This window comes from Rossellomorea arthrocnemi, from assembly GCF_904424705.1.
GTDB lineage: Bacteria > Bacillota > Bacilli > Bacillales > Bacillaceae_B > Rossellomorea > Rossellomorea arthrocnemi.
On the sequence record NZ_CAJGBF010000036.1, the window covers coordinates 1 to 17648 of the forward strand.

Annotated in this window: 13 protein-coding genes; 6 read left to right on the forward strand and 7 right to left on the reverse strand. The window is 44.2% G+C overall.

The window, feature by feature from the left end; translation table 11 throughout:
- Positions 1–418: 418 nt before the first annotated feature.
- The 5 genes from BAA9072_RS23070 to BAA9072_RS23090 form a co-directional block, all read right to left on the reverse strand.
- Positions 419–1408: a LacI family DNA-binding transcriptional regulator gene (locus tag BAA9072_RS23070; RefSeq protein WP_201716910.1), complete on the reverse strand. Its 990-nt coding sequence runs from the start codon at positions 1406–1408 to the stop codon at positions 419–421.
- Positions 1409–1499: 91 nt separating this feature from the next.
- Positions 1500–3137, reverse strand: coding sequence for a glycoside hydrolase family 13 protein (locus BAA9072_RS23075; protein ID WP_201716911.1), 1638 nt, complete (start codon positions 3135–3137; stop codon positions 1500–1502).
- A gap of 320 nt (positions 3138–3457) precedes the next feature.
- On the reverse strand, positions 3458–4288 hold the full coding sequence (locus BAA9072_RS23080; RefSeq protein WP_201716912.1) for a carbohydrate ABC transporter permease: 831 nt from the start codon (positions 4286–4288) through the stop codon (positions 3458–3460).
- A 33-nt stretch (positions 4289–4321) separates the two neighbouring features.
- Entirely contained in the window at positions 4322–5212 is an 891-nt protein-coding gene (locus BAA9072_RS23085; protein ID WP_201716930.1) for a carbohydrate ABC transporter permease, read from the reverse strand.
- A gap of 134 nt (positions 5213–5346) precedes the next feature.
- Positions 5347–6579, reverse strand: coding sequence for a sugar ABC transporter substrate-binding protein (locus tag BAA9072_RS23090; RefSeq protein ID WP_201716913.1), 1233 nt, complete (start codon positions 6577–6579; stop codon positions 5347–5349).
- 554 nt (positions 6580–7133) lie between these two features.
- Here BAA9072_RS23090 and bglX point away from each other — a divergent pair.
- Together bglX and BAA9072_RS23100 are read left to right on the forward strand one after the other, a co-directional pair.
- Positions 7134–9293 carry a beta-glucosidase BglX gene (bglX, locus tag BAA9072_RS23095; RefSeq protein ID WP_201716914.1) on the forward strand — a complete coding sequence of 720 codons (2160 nt, stop codon included), beginning with the start codon at positions 7134–7136 and terminating at the stop codon, positions 9291–9293.
- Positions 9294–9312: 19 nt separating this feature from the next.
- Complete coding sequence (locus tag BAA9072_RS23100) at positions 9313–12645, forward strand: GH36-type glycosyl hydrolase domain-containing protein (RefSeq protein WP_201716915.1); 3333 nt, start codon at positions 9313–9315, stop codon at positions 12643–12645.
- A gap of 57 nt (positions 12646–12702) precedes the next feature.
- On the opposite strand, the gene chbG is transcribed toward BAA9072_RS23100, so the two are convergent.
- Positions 12703–13389 carry a chitin disaccharide deacetylase gene (chbG, locus tag BAA9072_RS23105; RefSeq protein WP_201716916.1) on the reverse strand — a complete coding sequence of 229 codons (687 nt, stop codon included), beginning with the start codon at positions 13387–13389 and terminating at the stop codon, positions 12703–12705.
- 21 nt (positions 13390–13410) lie between these two features.
- Positions 13411–14136 (reverse strand): GntR family transcriptional regulator, encoded by a 726-nt coding sequence (locus BAA9072_RS23110; RefSeq protein WP_201716917.1) that lies wholly within the window; start codon positions 14134–14136, stop codon positions 13411–13413.
- Positions 14137–14358: 222 nt separating this feature from the next.
- On the opposite strand from BAA9072_RS23110, the gene BAA9072_RS23115 reads away from it, so the two are divergent.
- Genes BAA9072_RS23115 through BAA9072_RS23130 form a run of 4 tightly spaced genes read left to right on the forward strand, consistent with a single transcriptional unit; the run spans position 14359 to position 17617 of the window.
- Positions 14359–15666 carry a 6-phospho-beta-glucosidase gene (locus tag BAA9072_RS23115; protein ID WP_201716918.1) on the forward strand — a complete coding sequence of 436 codons (1308 nt, stop codon included), beginning with the start codon at positions 14359–14361 and terminating at the stop codon, positions 15664–15666.
- Positions 15667–15689: 23 nt separating this feature from the next.
- Positions 15690–16982: a PTS cellobiose transporter subunit IIC gene (gene celB / locus BAA9072_RS23120; protein WP_201716919.1), complete on the forward strand. Its 1293-nt coding sequence runs from the start codon at positions 15690–15692 to the stop codon at positions 16980–16982.
- Complete coding sequence (locus tag BAA9072_RS23125) at positions 16979–17299, forward strand: PTS lactose/cellobiose transporter subunit IIA (RefSeq protein ID WP_201716920.1); 321 nt, start codon at positions 16979–16981, stop codon at positions 17297–17299. The genes celB and BAA9072_RS23125 overlap by 4 nt, the downstream gene beginning before the upstream one ends.
- A 12-nt stretch (positions 17300–17311) precedes the next feature.
- Positions 17312–17617 carry a PTS sugar transporter subunit IIB gene (locus BAA9072_RS23130; RefSeq protein ID WP_201716921.1) on the forward strand — a complete coding sequence of 102 codons (306 nt, stop codon included), beginning with the start codon at positions 17312–17314 and terminating at the stop codon, positions 17615–17617.
- Positions 17618–17648: the final 31 nt, after the last annotated feature.

Consider the following 17648-nt stretch of genomic DNA (forward strand, 5'->3'; position numbering starts at 1 on the left):
CGGCCCATTTCGTCTCACTTGAATATACGTTTTTGCCCATGCAAAAACACCTCCGTTTTCAGTACTTGTAATAAGTGTACCATTTCGGAGGTGTTTTATATTGTCCCATTTAATTATGTTAGTCTAGATTGCTTTATAGTATGAATGCTCTTTTTTCCTGAAAAATATAGGCCATTTAGCTCTGATACCAAATGCTCCTATAGAGGATGAGGGAACTGCGTAGACTCCTACAGAAAACGGGCGTGCCGAGACCCCGGAAGCAAAGCTGAGGAGGCCGTGGAAAGCGGAGCAGTTCCCCTCACCCTCTAGCACACACACTATGTCAGAGCATCCATAACCACAATCTTTGCGAAAACAGCCTTTTAAAAAAGCCTGATCCCTCCCACACATCAGGGAAAGACCAGGCTACTTCACCTTCTTACCGTTTCCTCACAGAATCCCTTTCAACAAGCTCCGTTGTCAGCTTGTAATACGAATCGACCTCTTCTTTCATGAGCATTTGAAAGATAAGATGAACTGCCAGTGCACCTGCTTCATACTTCGGCTGCCTCATGGTGGTCAAGGGAGGGGACACGTATTCTGATAGTTGGATATCGTCAAATCCAATAATGGAAATATCCCCCGGGATGGAAATGTTTTTTTCGTTCAAGGCTTGTAATCCTCCGATGGCCATTTCATCATTTGCATAAAAGATAGCCTGGGGGACATCCCTTTGGGCGATCAGCATTTTGGTGGCTTGGTAGCCTCCTTCCCGGGTGAAACCCCCTGAGACTTTCCATTTTGATTTGTATTCGATGCCGTGTTTGTCCAGTGCTTCACGGAATCCCTGGAAACGAAGCTCATTATCATGGGAGTTATAAGGTCCGCTGATGAATGCCATATCCCGGTTTCCTCTTGCAATCAAGTGTTCTGTTGCCACAAAAGCTCCGTGCACATTATCGACTTCTATCTGGGTGACGTAATCGCTTTTGATGCTCCTGTCGAGAACCACGATGGGAAAGCCTTCCCTTGCCGATTCAAGGATGGTGACGTCACTGATATTGTGAGCGAGAATGATGACGCCGTCGACACGTTTTTCCTTCAAGAACTTAACGGCAGTCGACTGCACGCCCCCGATGGAACTGCACGCGATCAAATCATACCCGTTCGTGGATGTAACATCCTGTACCCCCTTGATCAGCTCAGAATAATAAGGTCCTGATAGATCGCTTAGAATCAAGGCGATTGTATTCGTGCTAGTCCGTTTCAAATCGGACGCAAGCCCGTTTTTTTGGTAATTCAATTGTTTGGCTGCCGCTACTACTTTTTGTCTTGTTTCTTCGCTGACTTTCTTACTGTTATTCAATGCATAAGAAGCGGTCGAAACGGCTACACCGGAGAGCTTTGCTACATCTTTGATGGTTGCCATATGTTCACATCCTATTGCTTCTATAAATGAAGACATCCTTCTTATTTGATTTCTTCTGTTCATTATACATGAAAGCGCTTCAAATATTGGGTTATTTTTCTATTAAATAAACTATCGTTTCGTAAGGACGGAGGTGTCCAAGTTCTGACGGTTTTTCACTCGGATTGGAATAATTGCTGATAATGATTTCCGCATGGGAATCATCCATTTTTTCAGGTAAATGCACAACAGGATTTCCCCCATAGAAGTTCGCCACTACCAACAGCGTTTGATCGGCCCATTTTCTCGTGTATGCCATGATCTCGGGGTGATCTCCCAATAAAAGCTCATACTCCCCATATAGAAGGATATCCAGTCGTTTCCTGAGCGCAATGAGCTTTTGATAATAAAAAAAGATGGAGTTCTGATTCTTTATGGCCTGTTCAGCGTTTATTTCTATAAAATTCGAGTTCACTTCCATCCACGGAGTTCCTTCGGTAAAACCGCCATGTGCATCGTCATTCCATTGAAAAGGGGTCCTGGCATTGTCCCTGCCCTTAGTACGGATCGATTCCATGATCTCTTCCTCGGGAACACCTTCTGATTTCTTTTCATGAAAATAGTTAATCGTTTCAATGTCACGATAGTGAGTAATATTGTCAAATTCGATATTGGTCATCCCGATTTCTTCCCCTTGATAAATAAACGGAGTCCCCTGCATCATGTGAAGAACGGTTGCCAGCATCTTGGCGGATTCATCCCGATACTCCTGATCATTCCCCCATCTGGATACAATACGGGGCTGATCATGATTATTCCAGTATAAACTGTTCCATCCTTTCTGAAAAAGGGATGTCTGCCACTTGCTCAGTACCTGTTTCAACTCAACAAGATCCAGTTCCTTCAAGGCCCATTTCCCTTCCCCTGCTCTTTCATCCAGGGACATATGCTGAAAGGTAAACACCATATCTAGCTCATTCCTGTCTTTCCCCGTATAAAGCTGCGCGGTTTCGGGCGTAGCGGAAGGGGTCTCACCGACTGTGATCGTCGGATAATGCGAGAGTACGTTTTCATTCATCTCCCGTAAGTAATCATGTAACTTAGGTCCATCTGTCAGTACTTTCTGATCGATTTCCTTTCCGATCAAGTCGATCACGTCCATGCGGAATCCACTGACACCTTTATCAAGCCAATAGTTCATCATTGTGTACAAGCGTTCCCTGACTTCCGGGTTATGAAGATTGAGATCCGGCTGTTTTTTACTGAAGAGATGGAAGTAATACTCACCTGTTTGTTCATCCCATTCCCATGCGGATCCACTGAAGACGGATTGGATATCACTTGGAGGACCGTTCTCACTTCCCCTCCAAACATAGTAGTCCCGATAAGGATTATCCTTTGATTTCCTCGACTCCTCAAACCAATGGTGTTCATCTGACGTATGGTTGATGACGAGGTCCATCATGATGTGGATGTTCCGTTTCTTTGCTTCTTCGATCAGTGTCTCCATGTCTTCCATCGTACCGAATTCAGGCATAATCTCATAATAATTGCTGATGTCATAGCCGTTATCGTCATTCGGGGATTGATAGACGGGGCTTAACCAGATAATGTCGATTCCGAGTAGTTCGAGATAATCGAGCTTCTCGATGATGCCCTGTAGATCCCCGATCCCGTCTCCGTTGGAATCATTGAAGCTTCGGGGGTATATTTGATAAATTGTGGATTTCTGCCACCATGTTTTTTCCATCGTTACACCTCATTCACCATTCTTTTTTATTCGCTCTTTCGAAAAAAATAGTATTTTATTGCATTAGGAACTGCCTGAGCTCTGTCTATGTGTAAGTGTGGTAGATGGTGATGGGAACGGCTTCGCTTTCCGGCGGACGAACGGCCGAGCCTCATCAGCTTTTTAGCCCGAGGAGGCTCAACTCACGCCCCGCGGAAAGCGAGCACCGCAGCGGAAATCAACCACCACTCGCTACCTTCCATGCAACAACCTATACGAATTTTTCAATCAAAGAAATATACCAGGCACATCCATAAAGCTCTGTACCTGGTATATGTTGATTACTTAATGCCTGACATCGTAAATCCTTCCACGATGTATTTCTGGAAGAAGGAGAAGATGATGATGATCGGTACGACCATGAAGGCTGCCCCGGCCATTTGCAGGCCAAAATTATTGGCATATTGCCCCTGCAGCAGTGAAAGACCGACAGATAATGTGTAGAGGCTTTCGTCATTGGCGATGATCAACGGCCATAGGAAACTGTTCCACGCGCCGATAAACGTAAGGATCCCCTGCACAGCGAAGATCGGCTTCGCAATCGGTACAATCAATCGGAAGAAAATATAGAACTCCCCTGCTCCATCGAGCCTTGCTGCTTCGATCAGATCAGTCGGAATCGTCGTCATGAACTGCCTGAATAAGAAAATACTGAAGGCGGCTGCGAGACCCGGAAGCACGATTCCCGTCATCGTATTTGTCAGTCCCATTTCATTTAGGATCAGGTAAACAGGAATCATCGTAACCTGTGCGGGAATCATCATCGTTGCCAGCACAATATAGAAGATCTTCTCCCTGCCTTTAAATTGATACTTGGCAAATCCGTAACCGGCCATGGCATTAAAAAACAGACCGACAAAGGAAAATAAAACGATGACGAGCGTATTTCGTAAATAGACACCGAAATTCATGCTTTCAAATAAATTCACGTAATTTTCGAGTGTCGGATTCTCCGGTATTAAACTTGGCGGTATTTGAAGCACTTCACTTTCAGGCTTGAATGAGCTTGAAATCATCCAAATAAACGGAACTGAAACGATAATTCCGCCCAGTATAAGTAAAATGGCGACAAGTAGCTTTTCCATTTTAAATTTCGTTGTTTTTGTATCCATATTTTCATCCCCGATACTGTAGAGTTTTCAACATTAGTATTCTGTATCAGATTTTCTCAACTTAAATTGAAGAAGTGTGATGATAATGATAATGATGAACAGTATAAACGATCCTGCTGCTGCATAACCGAATTCACTGAACTGGAAGCCTTTTTGATAGATGAATAATGCCATCGAGATGGTACCGTCTAAAGGTCCACCATTCGTCATGACAAATGGCTCTTCGAAGAATTGGAGCCAGCCAATTAAGGTCGTTACGGTTACAAAGAAAGTAGCATATCGTAATAACGGGATGGTCACATTCCAAAGAACCTGCCAGCGATTGGCCCCATCCATTTCGGCTGCTTCATAATAGGATTTCGGAATTCCCTGTAAAGCAGCGAGAAAGATGATCATATTGATCCCTATCCCTTTCCATACAGCTAAAACAATCAACGATAGCTTAGCGATCGTTGGCTCTCCTAACCAAGGAATCTTCTCGACATCCAGTAATGATAATAAATAGTTAAATAAACCGTATTCAGTATTGTAAAGAAATCCCCAAATAACGGCTACTGCGATGATATTTGTAATGGAAGGCATATAATATACTCCACGAAAAACTGTAAACAATTTGCTTGTTCCGTAATTGAGGAGTAAAGCAATTCCTAATGAAAATACGATGACAAGAGGAACACCGATGATGACATAGAACAAAGTGTTGAAAATCGACTTGTGAAACAAGCTGTCTGATAGTAATGCAGAGTAATTTTCCATACCTATAAAGTTGACGTTTGTCCAATTGGCCAGCCCTTTTAAATCCAGGTCCGTAAAACTTATAATAAAGGCTACAATGATAGGAACAATACTGAAAACAGTTAAAATGATTACTGCTGGAGCAATAAACACATAGGGATGTTTGTTTTTGAATATGCTACTTTTCATATTGCTCATGATACCCCACCTAACCAAAACACTCTAAATAAGGTATGATTCTAAAAATGGAGTTCAGGCAATCCGGATGCGGATGTGCCTGTAACTCCAAATGAACCTTATCAGCAAGTGCTTTTCATTTAATGTTATTCTACTATTTCTTTGGCTTTCTTATTGAACTTCTCAATTTCACTATCGACATCTGCTCCACCTACTGTAATTCTTTCAATAGAAGCAAGGAATTCTTGAGTGATCTTCTCAAATTCTTTGATCTTAGGTGATGCTTTCGTATTTTCTAATTGCTTACCGAACACAGAAAGTAATGGATCCTCTTTTAACTTAGGTTCTTCCCAAGCATCAACGCGAGATGGTAGAGTGTTCGATACATCTAACCATTCCATTTGTGTATCTACTTTATTCATGTATGAGATGAATTTCAACGATTCTTCTACATGTTCAGAGTTGTGGAAGACAGAAAAGACTGATCCACCTATACTGGACGTATTTGTTTCCTTTGTAGGCATAACGGCTACAGCCCATTTATCCTTTATGTCAGGCGCTTGATCGTTTATGATGTTTATCATCCAAGGACCGCTGAAGAACATTGGTTTGACCCCGTCTTTAAACGCTTGGACAATATCCATTCCATCTGCTGTCGGACTTATCCCCTCTTGAAAGAAACTTGCATAATACTTAATTGCTTCTTTAAATTCAGGACTTTCAAAATTCATTTTGTCTTTTCCTTCAAATTCATATCCATTTTGCCAAGCAAAAATATAAGGAGTAATCTGGTCATTACGGTCAATATCAAGACCATAGACATCATCGCCTCTGGCATTCAACTTCTCAGCGGCATCTTTTAATTCATCCCAAGTTGAAGGTGCTTGATCATATCCTACTTCTTTCAATAAATCTGTACGATAATATAACACTCGAGTATCAATATACCAAGGAACACCAATTACCTGGTCATCATATTTCATAGTTTGAGCCGAGCCCGCAAAGTAATTTTCAGACTTGAATTCCGGATAGTCATCTAGATGTGAAGTTAAATCTAAAAGTGCTCCGGCATCTGCGAATTCTGGAATCCATGTAGTTCCTAATTGTACTACGTCAGGACCGTTCCCTGAAGCTACAGCAGTAAGAAGCTTATCATGTGCATTTGCCCACGGTATTGCTTGAACCTTTACAGTGATATCTTTGTTTTCTTCTTCAAATTTTTCAGCCATTCCTTTTAACTTCTTACCTTCTTCCCCCATTGCCCACACAGTAACTTCTTTCTTTCCATCCTTTGAATCACCGTTGCCTCCGCAAGCTGCAAGAATCGTCGATAATGCCAGTATACCGATCAGTAGTAAAGACCACATTTTCTTTCTCATTTTCCCATCTCCATTTCTATTTGTTTTTAAAACTCTTTAAAAATGGTAAAGCATGTCCCGAATGATTCCCTTTGATAGAAGACTTAATCTTTAAAGATGGCTGTTTAAACATTGCCATCCACTCTGTCAACCAGTGTGTGCTAGATGGTGAGGGGAATCTCTCCGCTTACTGCAAAAAAGCAAGCATCATGCGCGGAATTCAACTCCTGCATACTTCTTTAAATAGCCACAATCTTTACGAAAGAGTCTTAAAGGTAAAAAGGAAAAACACTCAAGATTTATTGAAACGTTTCGATGACTATATTATAATCAAACGTGAATACGCTTTCAATACTTTTTTAGAAATTACTGAATTGAAAATAAAATCAGCCTGTCCCAGACCTATATATCACAAGTAAAACACTGATGTGTAGATATTAAAGGTAGTTTATGGATGGTAAGGATCGGGTTGACTAACGGAAGAAACCCCCTTATAATTCAACTCAATTGATTATCGAAACGTTTCACCATTAATAAAAATCACACTATAAAATGTTCATACGGAGGTTCTATCAATGAGCGAGAATAAGCTGCTATCATTATTGAAACAAATGACATTGGATGAAAAAATCGCCCAGCTTATGCAGTTGGCCACACCTTTCTTCAAAGGGGCGAAAGAGCAGGGACAAATTACAGGGCCTATGGCAGAAATGGGCGTGACGGGGGAAATCGTCCAGAACAGCGGTTCCGTCCTTGGGGCATCTGGTGCGGAAGAGATCATCAACATCCAACGCACTCACCTGGAAGAAAACCGTTTGGGAATCCCTTTATTATTCATGTCAGACATCGTCCATGGATTTAAAACCATTTTCCCTGTCCCACTAGCCATCGGTTGTTCCTGGGATCTTGAGTTAACAGAGAAGAGTGCGGAGATAGCTGCAAAGGAAGCGTCTGTTTCAGGAGTCCATGTCACATTTGCTCCGATGGTCGATCTTGTCCGCGACCCCCGCTGGGGAAGAGTGATGGAATCGACGGGGGAAGATCCTTTTCTTAATAGTGAATTCGCACGGGCTTTTGTGCGCGGTTTCCAAGGGAAAGAGTTGAGTACGGATGTTGAACGGGTGGCTGCATGTGTGAAGCACTTTGCTGCTTACGGGGCACCTGAAGGCGGACGTGATTATAATACCGTTGATATGTCCGAAAGAGAGCTTCGTGAGAATTACCTGCCTGCCTATCAAGCTGCCCTGGAGGAAGGCTGCGAAATGGTGATGACCGCTTTTAACACCGTATTCGGCATTCCTGCAACCGGAAACAAGCGGTTGATGAGACAGGTACTGAGGGAAGAAATGGGATTTGATGGCGTCCTCATTTCCGATTGGGGAGCCGTGAAGGAAATGATTCCCCACGGAGTGGCAGAGGACGAAAAGGAAGCAGCTCATAAGGCTATTATAGCTGGGGTGGATATAGAAATGATGACGACCACCTATGTGAAACACTTAAAAGAGCTTGTAGAAGAAAGTATGGTAGATGAGTCTATAATTGATGAAGCTGTTTTAAGGATCTTGCAATTAAAAGAAAAATTGGGCTTATTTGAGAACCCGTATCGCGGAGCAAACCCGGAGCTTGAATCTGAAGTGGTCATGAGCGCGGCACATCGAAAGGCCACCCGGGAGCTGGCAGGGAAATCCTCCGTATTGCTGAAAAACGAAGGCATCCTCCCCCTTAATAAGGAACAAAAAGTGGCTCTGATCGGTCCTTTTGCAGAGAGCGGGGACATATTGGGACCGTGGTCTTGGCTTGGCTCCAGGGATGAAGCCGTTACAGTGAAGGAAGGTATCCTATCGAAAACCAGCCATTTGACCGTCGCCAAAGGATGTGACGTCGAGACCATCACAGATGCCCAAGTAGAAGAAGCAATAAATGCCGCCAATGATGCGGATGTAATCGTATTAGCCTTAGGTGAAGATTCGGAAATGAGCGGTGAGGCAGGGTGCAGAGCGAACATACAGCTCCCTTCTTCTCAATTAAACCTTATAGATCATCTGAAATCATTGGATAAGCCGATGGTTGCTGTCCTATTTAATGGACGCCCACTCGACTTGCATGGAGTGTTGGACAAAACCGACGCAGTAGTGGAAGCATGGTATCCAGGTACTGAAGGCGGGAATGCCATCGCCGATTTAGTATATGGAGACGTGAATCCTTCCGGCCGGTTAACCATGTCATTCCCTTATCATGTTGGGCAGGTCCCTGTTTATTACAACCATTTCAATACAGGGAGGCCACAAGGTGCTCCCGACGCCCAGGAACGTTATGTATCACAATATCTTGACATCCCGAACGAGCCGCTGCTGCCATTCGGGTTTGGGTTAAGCTATACGACCTTCTCGTATTCTGACTTGAAGCTGTCCCGTGAAACCATGACCGAAGATGAGCCCCTGGATATCTCCATAAAGCTTTCAAATGACGGTCCTGTGGCAGGCGAGGAAGTCGTACAGCTCTATATCCGCGATCACAGCGGCGAAGTGATCCGCCCTGTGAAGGAATTGAAGGATTTCAGAAAAATCAGTCTGGAACCGGGAGAAACGGCAGACGTAACGTTTACGTTGAGGGAAGACCAATTAAGGTATCATCATTCAGATCTTCACTATTTGAGTGACCCTGGAACGTTTACAGTCTATATCGGAAGAAACAGCAAGGACACCAAAGAACATACGTTCAAATTGGAAAAATAGAGGAATCGAGGGGAATACGATGCATTCACACGTTCAATTAACATCAGGAAAGCTTCAATTCGAATTTTTCAAAAGCGGTGATCTTTTCGCCGTTACGCATAAACAGAATATGATCAATCAGTTGATGACAAACCCAGTCGACGGCTCACTCAATAATCTGTATCTGCGCATCCACGAGCCTTCCGGAATCAACTCCATCCCGCTGATCGGGGTAAAATCATCCAGCACCGTTCAATTCGCTGAATCCCAAGTCAGATGGACGGGAACCTATGAACAAATTGCATATGAAGTCACATTCACCCTAACAGGAACAGGCGTATGGTTCTGGGATGTGATGGTTGACGGGACTGACGCTGAAGTCGATGTCATTTACGGACAAGACCTCGGTCTTGCAGACATGGGGGCCGTTCGTTCTAACGAAGCTTATATGTCACAGTACATTGATCACAAAGTGTTTGAAGATGAAGAGAAAGGGTACGTTCTTTGTTCACGGCAAAACCAGCCGCAAACAAGTGGGTTCCCGTATATTCAGCAGGGGTCCCTCGGCAGGACAAGAGGTTACTCCACAGACGGATTTCAATTTTACGGATTAACGTACAAAGATACCAATGAACCTGAAGCCTTAAAAAGGGACACCTTGGCAAACGAGATCTACCAATACGAATTCGCTTATACAGCACTTCAATCGGAAAGAGCACGACTCAAAGGGACGAAACATTTTACTTTTTACGGGGTATTCAAAGAAAATCACGAGACGGCCATCACTAAACTTGAATTTCAGCAAGAAATACAAGCTGCCTGGGAAGAAGCCGTAAAAATTCAATCGGATTTTACGGACTCACAAAAGCAGGTCCGTTTCATTCCGGAAATCGGACAGCCCCTTGCTTCACTCTCGATGACAGAGAAAGAGATCGGCTCCTACTTTCACAGCAGGCATAATGAAGAGCGTGAAGGAGATTCCCTTCTTTCCTTCTTCACTGAAACCCATGAACATGTCGTATTGAAAGAAAAGGAATTGATGACGGAAAGACCCCATGGACATATTCTAATGTCAGGGAATAACCATCAACTGAAAGAAGATACCATTACGACGACTTCGTTCATTTATGGATTATTCAATTCACAGCTCGTTGTCGGCAACACGTCCTTTAACAAAATGCTGACCAATCAACGAAATCACTTGAACGTCATGAAAACATCCGGTCAGCGGATTTACATCCAAATCGATGGAACGTATCGATTACTTGCCCTGCCATCCATGTTCGAAATCGGGTTCAACTATGCCCGCTGGTACTACAAAACAGCCGATGATACCATCATCGTCACCAACTACACAGTCGTCGATTCACCTGAAGTGCAGCTTCACGTACAATCAAAAAACAATCGGAAACACCGTTACCTTGTCACCAACCAGCTGTCGATGAACAACCATGAATATGAAGTTGGATTTCATGTAGATCAAGAGGGAAATATGTTGACGATCACAGCAGATCGTCAGTCTGAGAGCAGCGGGGTTTTCCCGAAATTAAGCTATCGAATGAAAGTGGAAGGTGCCTCCATTGAGGTGGGGAACGAAGAGCGAATCGCTCAACATGTGGAGAAGAACTCAGCTTCACTGATTGTGATGGATGTGAGTGAAACCGCCGTATGGAATATGACAATTCAAGGATCGCTTCATGGAGGATGCCAACCGATGAAAGAACGGGACATGGCGGACGAGATCGAAACGTATCGTACCTATTATCAGCAAGTCATGAACGGATTCAAACTTTCTTTAGGGGAGAAAGTACCCGCGGAATTAGAAAAAGTGAACGCACTCGCCTGGTGGTACACTCATAATATGCTCGTGCATTATTCCGTTCCCCACGGACTCGAACAATACGGCGGCGCGGCATGGGGTACCCGGGATGTATGCCAGGGGCCGACAGAATACTTCATGGCCACCCAAAACTATCAATCTGTTAAAGAAATCATTAAAACCGTGTACTCACATCAGTACGAAGATGACGGAAATTGGCCGCAATGGTTCATGTTTGACCGTTACTACAAATTTCAACAGGACGACAGCCACGGGGATATCATCGTCTGGCCGTTGAAAGTCGTCAGTGACTACATTGCTGCGACGAACGATCATGAGATTCTGCAAGAGAGAATCCCTTATACGGAACGGAACGGATTTGGTTTTACGGAAGAAAAAGAGACGTTACTTCACCATATTCAAAAAGAGATCTCCTACATCAAGGAGAATTTCCTCCATGACACCTTCTTATCTTCATATGGTGATGGAGATTGGGACGATACTCTGCAGCCTGCCAACTCTCAGTTGAAAAAATATATGGCAAGCAGCTGGACCGTCGCCCTTACGTATCAGGTGCTTGTGAAGCTGGCAGCTGTTCTCGAGGGTACATTTAATCAGGAAGCACAAGAAATCAGTGCATTGGCAGATGGCATTCAGAAGGATTTCAATACCTATATCCTGAAGGATGAAGTCATACCTGGATTTGTATATATGGAAGAGCCGGGAAATCCTGAGTTTATGGTGCATCCATCCGATACAAAGACCGGTATTCATTATCGCCTCCTGCCAATGAACCGAAGCATCATTTCAGAGTTATTCACACCGGAACAGGCAGAAACTCATTACCAGTTGGTCAAAGAGCATCTGTATTGTCCCGATGGTGTTCGATTGATGAACCGTCCTGCAAAGTATGAAGGCGGTGTAAGCACCCACTTCAAACGGGCCGAGCAGGCTTCGAATTTCGGCCGAGAAATCGGACTTCAATACGTACATGCACATATCCGGTATGTGGAAGCCATGGCGAAGCTCGGCAAGACAGATGAAGTATGGGAAGGATTACAAATCATCAATCCAATCGGTCTGAAAGACGTTGTACCAAATGCAGAAAGAAGACAAAGCAATGCCTACTTCAGCAGTTCCGACGGTAAATTCCGTACCCGATATGAAGCACAGGAACGTTTCAATGAACTGCGTGATGGAAGCGTACCCGTCAAAGGCGGATGGAGAATCTACTCCAGCGGACCGGGCATCTATATGAACCAGCTGATTTCAAATTGTTTGGGTGTTCGTCTGGAAGCGGAAGATTTGGTCATCGATCCGGTCTTACCAGACAACCTCGACGGATTGAGAATGGACTTCCAGATCATGAATCGACCTGTCACCTTCGTCTATCACCTGAGCGACCCTGGTTCAAAACGGGTTGTGGTAAACGGGAAGGAAGCTCATGTTGAAACCATGTCCAATCGTTATCGCAGCGGAGGGATCAAATTGAACCGACAGGAACTTGAAAAATGCCTACATGAGGAATCCAATACAATTGAACTATTCATCTAGTCTCTAAATGAGGGAAGGGAAACCAAACGATTGGTTCCCCTTCCCTCTTCCTGTTCGTTATAACAAATTTAAATTTGTCAATACATCCAACTCTCTCAACCGCTCCTCACAATAAGAAGAGTTCTCCTTCAGAAAGGAGTCGACATAAGCAGGATGACACATAATCTCAAGGGTTTCTCCCTCTCGTCTATTCTCCAAGATCCTTGTCAATCTTTCCACCGATACACCCTTTCCATAGAACCCCATGGAAAAACGGTCGGTCAATAGATTCATCCCCTCAACATCATCAAATACATTCCGTACCGGCACCCCATAACGCTCCGATAATCTCTTCACAACAGGAATCAAAGGGGCAAAACTATGTACATGATGATGACTGTCGATATGGGAAAGGGGCAAACCAAATGATAAAAATGTATCAATTTGAGCCTCCCATTCCAATTCAACGGCATCCACATCGATTTCCTTTTGTTCAAATATCCTGCTTGTAAATCGGAAGAACCCCCTCTCATCCACTAACGACGGAACGAAAGCTGAAACGGGCCGTCCACACGTCAGTGTCAAATGGATGCCGACCTGTAATTCTGGATGAAGCCGTGCAAGCTCAACCGCATGTTCTACTCCCGGCATATTGACCAGCATCGTTGTTGAGTTAACGATTCCAAACTTGTGACTGTCCAAGATACCGTCATTCACCCCCCGGCATAAACCAAAATCATCTGCGTTGATGATCACGTTTCTCATAATCCCCCATCCCCTTTTTCTCTAATAGGTTCTTTCAACAAGAAAACTGGCTTTATCTCCTCTAAAGACCGCCTTTGAAAATTCGATGACGGATCCATCCCCAAGAAAAGCTGTGGTTTCGATCATAAAGCACGGCGTTCCCTCTGGTACGTCAAGCTTCTCAGACACACGTTCGTCGGCTAAAAATAGCTCGATCGATTCCACCGTTTTTCTGATTTTCAACTCAAATTGCGTCTCCAGGAGTTTGTACAAAGATCTCTCGCATTCGTCTTTGTCGAGACCCGGAGTCTTGTACCAGGGGAGGTACGCTATCTCATACTGCAGGGGCAATCCGTCTGAATAACGGATCCTTTCCAACCGATTGACGGGGTCTCCATTTTTCAACTCCAATGCCTTTTCAACGGCAGACTCTGCTGGGATTACATTGAGGCTGAGAACCTTGATCTTCGGCTTCTTCCCCTGTAATCGGAGTTGTTCAGTATAATTGTCGATCGTAGAAGATAGTATCTGGCTGACTTTCTCTTCTGCCACAAAGGTCCCCCTCCCCTGTTCCCTGTATACATATCCTTCCAGGGTCAACTGCTGGAGAGCCGTCCGGATCGTTGTACGACTGACGTTGAATGTGTCACAAAACTCTGCTTCTGTAGGCAGCTTGCTATTTGGCTCGTACTCTTTATTTTTAATCATTTCAATGATTTTTTCCTTCACATGTGAATGCAGGGCCTTTGGTTCTTGTGTGTCTTTCATCTTGTTTCTCCCTTCCACTTTCTTCCTACACTTGTTATAACACATTCACGTCTATTTCTCTATGTATATTCATTTTATCACACCAATCAACTTGTTATTACAAATAAAATATAAATAGTCATAATATTTATATTTGTCACTACAATATATAGACGAGCGAAAATTTGTATGATACATTATTAAAAACAGAAAACGCTTTCATGATGAAAGGAGATTGACAGTATGTCATTAAAGGTTGTCATAATCGGAGGCGGATCAAGCTATACACCCGAGATCATCGAAGGATTCATCAAGAGACACAGCCATTTCCCCGTGTCCGCCATTACGCTGGTTGACATCGAGGCCGGAAAAGAAAAGCTTGAAATTGTTGGGCAGTTTGCTCGTCGTATGATCAAGAAAGCCGGTGTCCCCATTGAATTGGAGTGGACTCTCAATCGTGAGGAAGCCTTGGTTGGTGCTGACTTTGTTACAACACAAATCAGGGTGGGAGGCCTCTCTGCAAGGGAAAAGGATGAACGGATCCCCCTAAGCCACGGGGTCATTGGACAGGAAACCAATGGGGCAGGAGGGATATTCAAAGCCCTCCGTACCATACCGGTCCTGATGGGAATTTGTGATGACATCCAAAGAATATGTCCCGACGCATGGCTGATTAATTTTACGAATCCGGCGGGCATGGTGACGGAAGCATTGCTGAAATACAGCCCTCATAAGAAGGTCATCGGGGTATGCAATATCCCCTTCAACATGAAGAACAGTGTCGCAGAGATGATGAATTGTACTGCAGATGACGTACAAATTGAATTTGTAGGGATGAACCATTTTGTGTTTGGCAAGAGAGTCTGGATCAACGGCCAGGATTTGACGGACCTCGTCCTTGAGAAATTAATCCATCAAGAAGTTGACTACTCCCCTGCCAATATCGTCTCACTCGGATGGTCAAAGGAATTTTTACAGGCACTGGGAATGCTCCCCAATCCTTATCACCAATATTACTTCCAAAGAGACGCTGTATTAGAGAAAGATCTTCAAGCTTATCGTGAAGATGGTACACGGGCAGAGGTTGTTCGAAAGGTTGAAAAAGAACTTTTCATACAATATATGAAAGAAGAAGTAAACGAAAAACCAAAAGAACTGGAGAATCGAGGAGGTGCCTACTACAGTGATGCCGCCTGCAGCCTGATGGAGAGCATCTACAACAACACCGGGGACATCCAAACGGTCAACACGCAAAACAACGGATCCATCCCCGACCTTCCAAACGACGCTGTCATCGAAGTAAACGCCGTCATTACGAGGGACGGACCTAAGCCGCTTACCATCGGACCGCTTCCATCATCTGTCAAGGGAATCATCCAACAGATGAAAGCATTTGAGGAGCTTGTCATCCGTGCGGCACGGTCCGGGGAATACATTCATGTCTATCAGGCCATGGTGATGAATCCGTTAGTACAGAACGAAGGGGCAGCAAGACAGCTGGTGGATGAATTATTAGAAGCTCACAAAGAGTTTTTGCCGCAATTCAATTAATCTAGCAAATGGGGGAAAGAAAAATGAGTAAAGTAATGGGGTTTATGGAAAGTAAATTTATGCCTGTTGCAGGCCGAATCGGCTCACAAAGGCACCTGGTCGCCATCCGTGATGGATTCGTTTCGATCATGCCGCTGATTATTGTCGGCTCCCTGGCTGTGTTATTAAATAACCTGCCGATTGATGCCTTTCAACAGTTCATGGTCTCTGTATTCGGTGAGAACTGGAAGTCCGTTGGCGGGAATATGTGGAATGGATCATTCGCCATCCTCGGATTGCTAGTCGCTGCGTCCATTAGTTATCACTTGGCGAAATCCTATGATATTGACGGGTTATCCGCAGCATTAGTGTCGATCGCCTCCCTGATCATTCTCACGCCGGTAACAGAAGATTGGGGAATCTCCTACGCCTGGACCGGAGCTCAAGGGATATTCGTCGCCGTCATTACATCGCTTCTTGTCACAGAATTATTCAAAGTGCTGATTCGCTCAAAGTTTACGATCAGTATGCCCGACGGAGTGCCAGAAGGTGTTGTAAAGTCTTTCAAAGCACTGATTCCCGCTACGATTATTCTGATTCTTGTTGGTCTTATTCAAGCTCTCTTAACTTCTTTTGCAGAAAAAAGCATATTTGAAATCGTGTTTACTTTGATACAGGAGCCATTGCAGGCTGTATCAAACTCACTGCCATCAGCCATTGTCGTTGCATTCTTAAATCATTTTCTCTGGTTCTTCGGATTGCACGGTACAAATATTTTAGGGCCGATCATCGAACCGATCTACCTTCCGTTAATTGAAAAAAATCAACAGCTGTTCGCAGCCGGTACGAGTGCCTTCGATGTCCCTTACATTGTCACGAAGCCATTTTTCGACGCATACGTGTACATGGGTGGCTCAGGGACGACCATCGCCCTGATCATTGCTATCTTCCTTGTCGTGAAAACGAAGCATTACCGCACCGTCGGAAAATTGTCAGCTGCACCTGGAATCTTTAATATCAATGAACCAATGATATTCGGTTTACCAATCGTGTTAAACCCGCTTATGTTCATCCCGTTCTTATTGGCACCTGTTGTCCTGACCGTTACATCTTATCTGGCTTTGAGCCTGGGGATCGTCCCAAAAACCGTCGCGATCGTTCCCTGGACGACACCGCCGATCATTAGTGGATACCTGGTTACAGGGGGATCCTGGACGGGAATCGCACTTCAACTTGTGAATCTGGCCATCGCCACACTTATGTACATTCCGTTCCTACTGGCATCTGAACGTGCCCAATTAAAGAAAACATCCGAAACGAGTGATAAAATCGCATGAATGCTGAACAACATCTGACGTTAGAAGAAATCTCTTTTCATATCATTTTGCACGCTGGTAATGCCCGGTCTTCCGCCATGGAAGCCCTGCAAGCCGCAAAGAAAAAACAATTTGAAACGGCAGAGGAAAAAATGGCCGAAGCAGAGAAAGAAGTTCATCAGGCCCATCACTATCAAACTCAGTTGCTGCAAAAAGAAGCGAGTGGTGACGCACAAAATCCTACGATTCTATTGATTCATGCCCAGGATCATCTTATGAACGCCATGACCGTGAAAGAACTGGCACAGGAAATCATCGAAATCCATCAAAACAAGTAAGGAGTGCTTTATATGAATATCATGCTGGTCTGTTCAGCAGGCATGTCAACGAGTATGCTTGTCCAGAAAATGCGTAAAGCTGCTGAAGACAAAGGGCTCGAAGCCACGATCAATGCAACATCCGAAGCTGACTTAAACAATCATTTAGAAAAACTGGACGTCATTCTGATCGGCCCCCAAGTCCGCTATCTCTCTACAAAAATCATGAAAAAAGCTGAACCCTATCAAATAAAAGTCGACGTCATCGATGGTATGCACTATGGGATGATGAATGGGGCTAAAGTGTTGGAGCAGGCAGAGGAACTGTTGGGGGAATGAAGATTCATCGAGAGTAGCCCTTTTGTGGGGT